Below are 10226 nucleotides of genomic sequence, written 5' to 3'. Positions count from 1 at the left end.
CGGGTGGGTGGGGGAAACCCCTAGTCCAGGCCCCGTTCGATCGCGTACCGCACCAACTCCGCCCGGTTGTGCAACTGCAGCTTCGCCAACGTGTTCTGCACATGGTTCTGCACCGTCCGGTGCGAGATGACCAGCCGTTCCGCGATCTGGCGGTAGGTGAGGCCCTTGGCCACGAGCCGCAGTACCTCCGTCTCGCGGTCGGTGAGGTGCGGCACGTCGGTGTCGGTCGCCTCGGTGGAGTCGGACGCCGCGGCCAGGCGGCGGAACTCGCCGAGGACGAGGCCGGCGAGGCCGGGGGTGAAGACGGGTTCGCCGGCCGCCGTGCGGCGGACGGCGTCGACGAGTTCGGCCGCGCTGGCCGACTTCACCAGGTAGCCGGTGGCCCCGGCCTTCACCGCCTCCAGTACGTCCCGCTGTTCGCCGCTCGCCGACAGCACCAGCACCCGTACCTCACCGGCGAGTTGCCGGCAGACCTCGGCGCCCGGCAGGCCCGGCAGGTTGAGGTCGAGGACCAGGACGTCGGGGCGGGCGGCCCGCGCGCGCCGTACGGCCTGGGGGCCGTCGCCGGCGGTGGCGACCACCTCCATGCCAGCCTCGCCCAGGTCCCTGGCCACCGCGTCCAGCCACATCGGGTGGTCGTCGACCACCATCACCCTCATGGGTTCCCTCCCTCTCCCGCGCCCTTCGGCATCCGCAACTCGACCTCCGTGCCCTGGCCCGGCACGGACGCCCACGCGGCGTCGCCGCCGAGGTCGCGGAGCCGGCCCCGGATGGACTGGGCCGCGCCGAGGCGGCCCTCGGCCGCCGCGGCGGCCAGTCGGCCGGGCGGGATGCCCGGGCCGTCGTCGCGCACCGTGACGAGCACCGCGTCGGGCTCGTCCTCCAGCAGTATCCACGCGCTCGCGGCCGCGCCCGCGTGGCGGCGGACGTTGTCGAGCGCCGCCTCGACGGCCGCCGTCAGCTCGCGGGCGGCGTGCGCCGACAGTTCCACCGGGGTGCCGGGTCCGGAGAACGTGACGCGGTCGCCGCGCCCGGCGGCGCACGCCAGCAGCGCGGTCAGGTCACCGGTGGCCGGTGGGGCGGCCGGGGCCACGCCCGTGACCAGCGTCCGCAGCGCGCGTTCCTGCTCGCCGGCGAGCCGGCCGAGCTCCGCTGCCTCGCCGCCGAGCGCGGTGCCGCGCCGCTGCACCATCGCCAGCACCTGGAGCACGCCGTCGTGGATGTCCCTGGCCAGCCGCTCCCGCTCCCTGGTGGCGGCCTCGATCCGCAGCGCCCTGGCCAGCGCCCGCTCGCTGGCCCGCGCCACCTCCACCACGTAGCCGATGGCGACGGCCGCCACGCAGACCAGCACCGCGTTGTGCAGGGCCGTGCCGGAGAACCGGCCGTCCTCGGCGAGGTTGGCGGCGCCCATGCCGACCGCCGCCGCGCCGCCCCAGCGCCAGCCGCCCTTGAGGGCCACGGCCAGCACCGGGCCGGCCACCCAGATCGACGGCAGCGTGGGGCCGACGGCGGCGCGCGGGTCGGCGGCCAGGGTCAGCATCGTGCCGCCCACCGCCATCGTCAGGTCGAGCGCCAGGAAGCGGGGGGTGCAGCGTTCCGCCGAGGACACCAGGGGGGTGGTCAGCAGGGTCCAGAGCGTCAGCACGAGGAGGTAGCCGCCGCCGAGCAGGGGGCGGCCGTAGTCGTCGTGGGCGAGGAGGAACAGCACCAGCGCGTAGCAGAGCGTCAGCAGCCGGTAGCCGGTCAGGGCGCGCCACAACGGCCGCTCCACGGACATGCGCGCTACTCCCCCGCGTCCCCGGATTCCCGCGGGCCGTCGGCGTCGGCCCGCTTCGCGTCCCCGGCGTCGGCACGCTTCGCTTCCTCGGCCTCCCGCTTGGCGTCCTCGGCGTCCCGCTTGGCGGCCTCGGAGATCATCTTCTTGGCGACGGAGGCGTAGATGTCCACGTACTCCTGGCCCGAGAGCTTCATGATCGCGTACATGACCTGGTCGGTCACGGAGCGCAGGATGAAGCGGTCCTCGTCCATGCCCTCGTAGCGGCTGAAGTCGAGCGGCTCGCCGATGCGGATGCCGGGCCGCATCACCCTGGGGACGACCTTGCCCGGCGGTTGGATCTTCTCGGTGTCGATCATGGCCACGGGTATCACCGGCGCGCCCGTGGCCAGCGCTATCCGGGCCAGGCCGCCCGGCTTGCCACGGTAGAGGCGGCCGTCGGGCGAGCGGGTGCCCTCCGGGTAGATGCCGAACAGCTCGCCGCGCTCCAGCACCGAGACGCCGCTGCGGATCGCGGCCTCGCCCGCGGCGCGCCCGCCGGAGCGGTCCACGGGCAGCTGGCCCACGCCCCTGAAGAAAGCCGCCGTGAGCCGGCCCTTGACGCCGGGCGAGGTGAAGTACTCCGCCTTCGCGATGAAGGTGACCTTGCGGTCGAGCACGGCCGGTAGGAAAAAGGAGTCGGAGAACGACAGATGGTTGCTCGCGAGGATCGCGGGCCCCTCCGTCGGCACGTGTTCGAGCCCCTCCACCCAGGGGCGGAAGACCACCTTGAGCCCGGCCCCCACGGACATCTTCATCGCCCCGTACAGCACCCCGTCAACCTCCTGTGTTCTATGACCCGACCTTACTGGGGAATAGGGTTACTGGCGCCCTACGCCCACGATCGGAGCGAGCAGACGATGCGCCTTCTTCCCGGGGCCGAGCCCTTCACCCACGACGGCTCGTCGACCGGGGTGCTGCTGTGCCACGGATTCACCGGCACCCCGCACTCGCTGCGCCCCTGGGCCGAGTATCTGGCGGACCGCGGTCTCACGGTCTCACTGCCGCTGCTCCCCGGGCACGGCACCCGGTGGCAGGACTTGCAGCGCACCGGCTGGGAGGACTGGTACGCGACCGTCGACCGCGAACTGCGGGAGCTGCGCCGCCGCTGTGCCACGGTGTTCGTCTGCGGGCTCTCGATGGGCGGGGCGCTGGCGCTGCGGCTGGCGGCCCGGCACGGCACGGGCGTCGCCGGCGTCGCCGTGGTCAATCCCGGGGTCACGTTCCCCTCGCCCGCGGGCTTCCTGCTGCCGGTGTTGCGCCATCTGGTGCCCAGCACGAAGGGGATCGTCTCGGACATAGCGAAGAAGGGGGTCGCCGAGTCCGGCTACGACCGGGTGCCGCTGCACGCCGCCCACTCGCTGCGCCGGTTCCAGGCCCTGGTGCGGGCCGAACTGCCCCGGGTCACACAGCCGTTGCTGTTGATGCGCAGCGCCCGGGACCATGTGCTGGCGCCGGGGGACGCGGACCTCGTCCGCTCCCGGGTGTCCTCCACGGACGTGACCGAACTGCTGCTCCCGGCCAGCTTTCACGTGGCCACCCTGGATCACGACGCGGAGCGTATCTTTCAAGAGACGGACGCCTTCATCACCCGGCTTGCACCGGCTCGCGACAAGGAAGACTCTCCGTGACGGAACGTGACCAGGAGCGCGGCGACGGCCGCGACCCGATCGACGAGGAAGCCGCCTGGGCCGAGATCGTCGCCGGCTACGGCGAGGAGCCGGTCGACCCGCCGGGCGTCTGGCCGAAGGCGGGCGAGGTCGACCTGACGGACACGGTCGACCGGGTGCCGGTGGCCGAGCCGGCTGACGGCCCCGAGGCCGGGCCCGCGAGCGCCGGCCCCGCGTCGGGACCGCTGACCGGCCCGCGGGACTGGGAGGCCGCGGAGGACGAGGAAGAGGACCACTTCGTGCCGCCGGAGCCGCCGCCGCTGCCGGAGACGGACCTGACCACCAAGCTGGCGTGGATCGCGGTGCTCGGCGGCCCGCTGCTGCTGATCGTCGCCGTGCTGCTCCAGCAGCGGATGAGCTGGTGGATCGTCACCCTGGGGGTGGGCGGCTTCCTTGGCGGCTTCGCCACGCTGATCACCCGGCTGCGGGACGGTCGGGACGACGACTTCACGGACCCGGGCAGCGGCGCCGTCGTCTGACGCCGCCCTCCCGGGGGTCCGGCTCAGATCGCGAGCCTGGCCAGCACCGGCAGGTGGTCGGTGGCCGCGCGCAGGTCGGCCGGGTCCGGCCCGGCGGGGACGCCGCAACCGAGCACCGTGACCGGCCGGGTGCACAGCACGGCGTCGATCCGGCGGGCGGGGGCGTCCGCCGGGGAGGTCAACTCGCCGCCGTCGGGGGCGACTTCCCAGGCGTCCCGGAGGCCGCGCGAGGTGAGGAGCCGGAACGCGGCGCCACCCGGGTCCTCGTTGAGGTCGCCGGCCAACACCGCGGCCGGCGCGCCGAGCGCGGCCAGCCGGTCGGCGACCAGCGGCGCGTGGCGGCGGCGCTCGGCGGCCCGCAGGCTCAGGTGACAGCTGACGACGGCGAGCCGGCCGCCGCCGGCGAATCGCAGCACGGCGGTGGCGAGGCCCCGGCGGTGCAGCCCGGGGGTGTGGGGCAGGGTGAGGTCGCCGGCGGACTCGACCAGCGCCCGCGGCGCGGCCATGATCATCGGGCCGGTGGCCGCGGCGCCGCCGCTCACCACGAAGAGGCCGGTGGCCCGCCCCAGGCGGACCACCCTGCGGCGCCAGCCCAGGAAGCGCGGGGCCTCCTGGACACACACCACGTCGGGGGCGCAGGCCCGGATCACCCGGGCCAGCGCCGCCGTGTCGTCCCGCATGGAGCGGATGTTGTAGCTGAGGAGCCGCACCTCGGTCGGCATGCGGGCGGGCGGGCTCAGCCCTGACGGGCCAGGTCGGCCGCGCCCACCAGGCCGGCCCGGTTGCCCAGTTGGGCGGCGAGCACCTGGGCGTGCGGCCGGTAGCGGGCGCCGACCAGCCAGCGGCGGAAGGACTTGCGGACGGGGTCGAGCACCAGGTCGCCCTCGTCGGAGACGCCGCCGCCGACGATGAAGGCCGAGGGGTCGAAGAGCGAGGCCAGGTCGGCGAGGCCGGCGCCGGCCCAACGGGCCAGCTCGCGGAAGGAGTCGACGGCCACCTTGTCGCCGCGCCTGGCGGCCGCGCTGACGTGCTTGCCCTGGATGCCCTCGGCGGTGCCGTCGCCCAGGCCGAGCAGCACCTCGGCCGCCTCGGGGGTGGCGGTGGCGCGCTGCCGCGCGTAGCGGACCAGGGCGCGCCCCGAGGCGTACTGCTCCCAGCAGCCCTGGCTGCCGCAGCCGCACAGCAGCCCGTCGGGCACCACCCGGACGTGGCCGAACTCGCCGGCGACGCCGAAGCGGCCGCGGTAGAGCCGGCCGCCCATGATGATGCCGCCGCCGATGCCGGTGCCCAGGGTCACGCAGATGACGTCGTCGTGGCCGGCGCCGGCGCCGAACCGGTACTCGCCCCAGGCGGCCGCGTTGGCGTCGTTCTCCACGACCACCGGCATGCCGACCCGCTGCTCGACCTTGTCCTTCAACGCCTCACGGCGCCAGTCGATGTTGGGCGCGAACAGCACGGTGGCGCGCTTGTCGTCGACGTAGCCGGCGGCCCCGATGCCCACCGCCTCGGCGGCCGAGTCGCTGCCCACGGTCCTGACGGCGTGGGCGATCGCCTCCACGACACCCTCGGGGGTGGGTGGGGTCGGCACCTGGCACGTGTCGAGGATCGTGCCGTCTTCGTCCACCACGCCGGCCGCGATCTTCGTCCCGCCGATGTCGACGCCGATGGTCAGTCCCACTGAATCTCCTAGCGCGGGGGAGCACCGGCCCGGGCCGGTGGGGGAATCGCTTCCCTGATCTTCGACATGTTACTTGCGCCCCGGAAGGGGTCGGTTCGGGCTGGACCGCGACCTTCGGGTTGGAAGCCCCCCTCCCTGGGGCGGGGGGAGCGGAGTCACATGTCCCTGATCCCTCAGGTGATGTCAGTGGAGCCCCGCTCGCACAACACGGTACCCGAGCGGGGCCCGACAAACCCCCCCACGTCAGTCCAGGTCGATGCGTTGCGAAGGGCCACCGGGCGCCGGATCGTCCGGCTCGGTGGACGCCGCGGGCGTCGGGGGTTCCGACGCGTCGGCGGACTCGGTGGACTGGTCAGGAGCGGGCGGCTCGGGCGGCTCGGGGTGCTCGGCGCTCCGGGTCCAGCGCTGCTCCTGGGAGAGCACCGCCGACCGGTAGGCGGCCAGCAACTCCTGGCCGGCGTTGGCCAGGTGCTGGATCGCCTCGGCGTTCCGCTCCAGGACCGGCTCCACCGCGGCCCTGGCCTGCGCGGCCAACCCGGCGCCTGCCAGGCCGCCGAGGCCGAACCGGCCGAGCTGGTCGGTGAGGGCCGCGGCGAGCTTGCGCAGCTCCTCCGCCGCGTCGCCGGGCGGCGGCGTCCCGCCGTGGTCGCGGCGCCGACGCTCCCGCTCGGCGGCCAGGTCCTCGGCGCAGGCGCTGGCCCAGGCGTCGTCGTCCACGGGCCGCGGCCCCCGCGCCCCCTGCTCGTTCCCGTCGTGCCGGCTCTCCCGGCCCTCGGGGTGGTCCCGACCTTCCCGGTCGGCGTCGTCGCTCATCGCGGCCTCCGATGCGTGTGCCGTCGCCTCGACGGTACCCCGGGTCAGCCCGGCCGCGGGATCCCGGTCAGCGCCCGGTCCGGCCAGCGGTCCGGGTCTGGGGCGAAGCGGACGGCCAGCTCGGACGCGTCGGTGAACGCGGCGCCGGCCACCGTGCACCGGCGCAGCGCGGCCGGCAGTGCCAGGGCCCGGCGGAACGGGCCCGTGGTGACGAGGAGTTCGTCGCCGCGGCGGACCAGGCCGAGGTCGTCGCGGGCGGCCCCGGGCAGCGGCAGGCGCCAGACCAGCAGCCCCTCGGCGGCCAGCCGGTCCTCGACCACCGACTCGGCGGGCCCGGCGTCCCCCGGCTCGCCGACGGGCGGCAGCGGCAGCCCGGCCAGGTCGGCGGGGCGCACCGGGCGGCCCAGGTGGGGCACGTGGTGGTGCGTGGCGAGGCCGGTCGCGGCACCGAACTCGACGAGCTGCTCCCGCTGTTGGCCGGCCAGGGTGGCGAGCAGCTGGGCCGCGGAGCCGGTCGGGAGCAGCCGGTTGGCGATCAGCGCCTCGACGCCGAGGCCGTGCAGGGCGAGGCCGGCGCGGGCGGCACGCGCCTGCGCGGCGGACCGCTCGGTGGGGTCGAGGACGAGCCGGACGGCGGCACCCGGGCCCTCGAAGAGCCGCTGGAGGGCCGCGAGCTCCGCGTCCCAGCGGTCGGCGGTCTCGTAGAGGCTCTGGGTGGGCAGTGGCACGCCGAGCAGCTGGGCGACCAGCGGGCGCAGGGCGCGCGCCGTCTGCCGCTCGGGCGGCAGCAGCCGGCGCAGGTAGCGGCGGAGCTGGGCGGGCAGGGCCAGCGCGCGGATCGCGTCGGTCACCGGCGGCAGGTCGACCACGACCAGCGCCCAGCGCCCGGCGTCGTGGGCGGTGCGCAGCGCGTGCAGCAGGGCCAGCGGGGCGGTGCCCGGCAGCTCGGTCAGCTCGTCGTCGTCCAGCACGCCGGCGCCCAGCGCGTCCAGGGCCGGGCGGACGTGGCGCTGGGCGGCGAGCACGCCGGCGCGGAACCGGGAGCCCGAGTCGATCCGGGCGACGGACAGGCCGTCGGCCGGTCGGGCGGGTTCCTCGGGCCAGGCGGGCGGGGCGGTGCCGAGCAGCGCGGCCAGCCGGCCGGCGGGCTCGTGGCTGAGCAGCAGGGTGGGCTCGCCGGCGCGGGCGGCGGCCAGCGCGGTGGCGGCGGCGACCGTGCTGACGCCGTCCCCGCCGGGGCCCGTCACCAACAGGGTGCGGGCGCCCGGCCCCTCCGAGGTCACTCCGGGACGCTCTCGACGCGCTTCTTCAGCCCGGCGAGCGCCCGGTCGATGATGACCTTCTCGGCCTTGCGCTTGATGCTGCCCAGCATCGGGATCTTGACGTCGACGGTGAGCTGGTAGGTCACCTCGCTGTGCTTGCCGCCGGCCACCGGGACCACCCGGTAGGAGCCGTCGAGGGCGCGCAGCATCCGGGACTTCACCAGCGACCAGCGCACCTCCCGCTCGTCCGGGTACTCGTACGCGAGGGTGTGCTCGTCCTTGATGGCCCCGGCGTCGAGCAGCAACCTGACCTGCTCCGCGCGGCCGTCCTCGCCGCTGGCCAGGATCTCGGCCTCCTTGACCTCGCCCGTCCACTCCGGGTACCGGCCGAAGTCGGCGATCACCGCCATGACCTCGGCCGGGGTGGCTTCGATGGTGATGCTCGACCTGGTGTGCTCGGCCATGGCCATGGCTCCTTGCCAATCTCCCGCTGCCTTCTGGGGAAGGCTATCGCGCGCCGTCGCGGGCTCGGGACGCGAGGCGCCCGACGCCACGCGGAGTACCCTGCGCCAGGGGCACCCCAAAGCGTCAGATATCCGGCTTCCCCGGTGAACCAGGGCGCGGTCCACGACAACGAGGAGCGTCAGTGCGCGAGTTCGGTCTTCCGGCCCGTTACGAGGTGTCCGCCGACAGTGGTCTCGCCGATGTGCCGCGGGTCAACGCCGAGCGTTCGCCCGACCTCCCGGTCCTCGCGCGGCGGCGGCCGGACGGCGGCTGGGACGACGTCACGGCGGCCGCCTTCCTCGCCGAGGTCCGGGCCGTGGCCAAGGGCCTGCTGGCCTCGGGTGTCGCTCCCGGCGACCGGATCGGGCTGCTCTCCCGTACCCGCTACGAGTGGACCCTGCTCGACTTCGCGATCTGGACGGCCGGCGCGGTCCCGGTCCCGGTCTACGAGACGAGCTCGCCCGAACAGATCGCCTGGAACCTGTCCGACTCGGGCGCGGTCGCGGTGGTCGTCGAGGACGGGCGGCACCTCCCCGTCGTGGCGTCCCTGCGCGACCGGCTGCCCGAGCTGCGCACCGTGTGGTGCCTCGACCCGGACGGCGGGGAGCCGGGCGCGATCGCCCGGCTGACGGAGGCCGGGTCCGAGGTCGCGGACGCCGACCTCGCGGCGGCGACGGCCGGCGTCACCCCCGACTCGGTGGCCACCATCGTCTACACCTCGGGCACCACCGGGCGGCCCAAGGGCTGTGTGTTGACGCACCGGGCGTTCCTCACCGTCTGCGGCAACACCGTCGCCGAACTGGGGCCGCTGGTCCGGGACCCGAACGCCTCCCTGCTGCTCTTCCTGCCGCTGGCCCACGTCCTCGCGCGGATGGTGGAGGTGGCCGCCCTCATGGCCCCCCTCAAGCTGGCACACGTGCCGGACGTGGCCACCCTCACCGACGACCTCGCCTCGTACCGGCCGACCCTCATGCTGGGCGTCCCCCGGGTCTTCGAGAAGGTCTACAACGCGGCACGGGCCAAGGCGGACGAGGAGGGCAGGGGCCCGATCTTCGAACGGGCCGCCCGCACCGCCGAGGCGTACAGCCGGGCACTCGACACCCCGGCGGGCCCCGGGCTGGCGCTACGGCTGCGGCACCGGCTGTTCGACGTCCTGGTCTACCGGCGGCTACGCGCCGCGCTCGGCGGCCGCGCCACCCACGCCATCAGCGGCGGCGCGCCGCTCGGCGCGCGCCTCGGGCACTTCTTCCGCGGCGTCGGCTTCACGGTGCTCGAGGGCTACGGCCTCACCGAGACCTGCGCCCCCACCGCGTTCAACCCCGCCGAGGCGCCCCGCATCGGCACGGTGGGCCATCCGGTGCCGGGCACCAGGATGCGCATCGCGGACGACGGCGAGATCCTGGTCCGCGGCGACCACGTCTTCCACGGCTACTGGAACAACGAGCCCGCCACCAGCGAGGTGATGTCGGACGGCTGGCTCCACACCGGCGACCTCGGCGCGCTCGACGACGAGGGCTATCTGACGGTCACCGGCCGCAAGCGGGAGATCCTGGTGACGGCGGGCGGCAAGAACGTCGCCCCGGCCGTCATCGAGGACCGGGTCCGGGCCCACGCCCTGATCGCCGAGTGCCTGGTGGTCGGCGACGGCCGCCCCTACGTGGCGGCGCTGATCACCCTCGACGAGGTGTTCCTCCCCCGCTGGGCGGCGGAACACGGCCTCGCCGACCTCGACCACGACGCGCTGCTCCGGCACCCGGAGCTGCTGGCCGCCGTCCAGGCGGCCGTCGACGACGGCAACGCGGCGGTCTCCCGCGCCGAGTCCATCCGCCGCTTCCGCCTGCTCCCCGACCAGTTCACGGAGTCCGGCGGCCACCTGACGCCGTCGATGAAGCTGCGGCGGCATGTGGTGACGAAGGACTTCGCGGCGGAGATCGACGCGCTGTACGGGGGCGCGGCCTAGCCGCGGGTCACGGCGGTGGGCCTCCCCCACCCCCCGCCCCTCTGTTC

General features: G+C 75.1%; 11 protein-coding genes. 3 read left to right on the top strand and 8 right to left on the bottom strand.

Translation table 11 applies throughout. The features are described from left to right. Positions 1 to 20: 20 nt before the first annotated feature. The 3 genes from E1283_RS23700 to E1283_RS23690 are packed head-to-tail and all read right to left on the bottom strand — an operon-like array spanning position 21 to position 2586. On the bottom strand, positions 21 to 659 hold the full coding sequence (locus E1283_RS23700; protein ID WP_132820157.1) for a response regulator: 639 nt from the start codon (positions 657 to 659) through the stop codon (positions 21 to 23). Further along, entirely contained in the window at positions 656 to 1777 is a 1122-nt protein-coding gene (macS, locus tag E1283_RS23695; RefSeq protein ID WP_132820156.1) for a MacS family sensor histidine kinase, read from the bottom strand. Before macS ends, E1283_RS23700 begins: the two co-directional genes overlap by 4 nt. 5 nt (positions 1778 to 1782) lie before the next feature. Continuing rightward, positions 1783 to 2586, bottom strand: a complete 804-nt coding sequence (locus tag E1283_RS23690) for a lysophospholipid acyltransferase family protein (RefSeq protein WP_243745055.1) — start codon at positions 2584 to 2586, stop codon at positions 1783 to 1785. An 87-nt stretch (positions 2587 to 2673) separates the two neighbouring features. On the opposite strand from E1283_RS23690, the gene E1283_RS23685 reads away from it, so the two are divergent. Next, the gene (locus tag E1283_RS23685) at positions 2674 to 3444 is read left to right on the top strand and encodes an alpha/beta hydrolase (RefSeq protein WP_132820155.1); all 771 of its coding nucleotides are present in this window, start codon (positions 2674 to 2676) and stop codon (positions 3442 to 3444) included. Then, positions 3441 to 3962, top strand: coding sequence for a hypothetical protein (locus E1283_RS23680; protein ID WP_132820154.1), 522 nt, complete (start codon positions 3441 to 3443; stop codon positions 3960 to 3962). The genes E1283_RS23685 and E1283_RS23680 overlap by 4 nt, the downstream gene beginning before the upstream one ends. 23 nt (positions 3963 to 3985) lie before the next feature. Here the strand turns inward: E1283_RS23680 and E1283_RS23675 are convergent, their stop codons facing one another. From E1283_RS23675 to E1283_RS23655, 5 genes are all read right to left on the bottom strand, one after another. Continuing rightward, the gene (locus tag E1283_RS23675) at positions 3986 to 4684 is read right to left on the bottom strand and encodes an endonuclease/exonuclease/phosphatase family protein (protein WP_132820153.1); all 699 of its coding nucleotides are present in this window, start codon (positions 4682 to 4684) and stop codon (positions 3986 to 3988) included. A gap of 14 nt (positions 4685 to 4698) precedes the next feature. Further along, positions 4699 to 5640 carry an ROK family glucokinase gene (locus E1283_RS23670; RefSeq protein ID WP_132820152.1) on the bottom strand — a complete coding sequence of 314 codons (942 nt, stop codon included), beginning with the start codon at positions 5638 to 5640 and terminating at the stop codon, positions 4699 to 4701. A 243-nt stretch (positions 5641 to 5883) separates the two neighbouring features. Next, positions 5884 to 6453, bottom strand: a complete 570-nt coding sequence (locus E1283_RS23665; protein WP_132820151.1) for a DUF5304 family protein — start codon at positions 6451 to 6453, stop codon at positions 5884 to 5886. 44 nt (positions 6454 to 6497) lie between these two features. Continuing rightward, positions 6498 to 7736: an ArsA family ATPase gene (locus E1283_RS23660; protein ID WP_132820150.1), complete on the bottom strand. Its 1239-nt coding sequence runs from the start codon at positions 7734 to 7736 to the stop codon at positions 6498 to 6500. Continuing rightward, on the bottom strand, positions 7733 to 8179 hold the full coding sequence (locus tag E1283_RS23655) for an SRPBCC family protein (RefSeq protein ID WP_132820149.1): 447 nt from the start codon (positions 8177 to 8179) through the stop codon (positions 7733 to 7735). The genes E1283_RS23660 and E1283_RS23655 overlap by 4 nt, the downstream gene beginning before the upstream one ends. 182 nt (positions 8180 to 8361) lie before the next feature. On the opposite strand from E1283_RS23655, the gene E1283_RS23650 reads away from it, so the two are divergent. After that, positions 8362 to 10179 (top strand): AMP-dependent synthetase/ligase, encoded by a 1818-nt coding sequence (locus E1283_RS23650; RefSeq protein WP_132820148.1) that lies wholly within the window; start codon positions 8362 to 8364, stop codon positions 10177 to 10179. Positions 10180 to 10226 lie beyond the last annotated feature (47 nt).

The organism is Streptomyces hainanensis (assembly GCF_004348415.1).
Classification (GTDB): domain Bacteria; phylum Actinomycetota; class Actinomycetes; order Streptomycetales; family Streptomycetaceae; genus Streptomyces; species Streptomyces hainanensis.
The sequence above is the reverse complement of the archived record's forward strand: the minus strand, read 5'-3'. Positions and strand labels throughout refer to the sequence as shown.

Bases quoted from the DNA above. Each gene is read 5' to 3' on its own strand.
- E1283_RS23700 (WP_132820157.1), bottom strand. From the start codon at position 659: ATGAGGGTGATGGTGGTCGACGACCACCCGATGTGGCTGGACGCGGTG.
- macS (WP_132820156.1), bottom strand. From the start codon at position 1,777: ATGTCCGTGGAGCGGCCGTTGTGGCGCGCCCTGACCGGCTACCGGCTG.
- E1283_RS23685 (WP_132820155.1), top strand. From the start codon at position 2,674: ATGCGCCTTCTTCCCGGGGCCGAGCCCTTCACCCACGACGGCTCGTCG.
- E1283_RS23675 (WP_132820153.1), bottom strand. From the start codon at position 4,684: ATGCCGACCGAGGTGCGGCTCCTCAGCTACAACATCCGCTCCATGCGG.
- E1283_RS23665 (WP_132820151.1), bottom strand. From the start codon at position 6,453: ATGAGCGACGACGCCGACCGGGAAGGTCGGGACCACCCCGAGGGCCGG.
- E1283_RS23655 (WP_132820149.1), bottom strand. From the start codon at position 8,179: ATGGCCGAGCACACCAGGTCGAGCATCACCATCGAAGCCACCCCGGCC.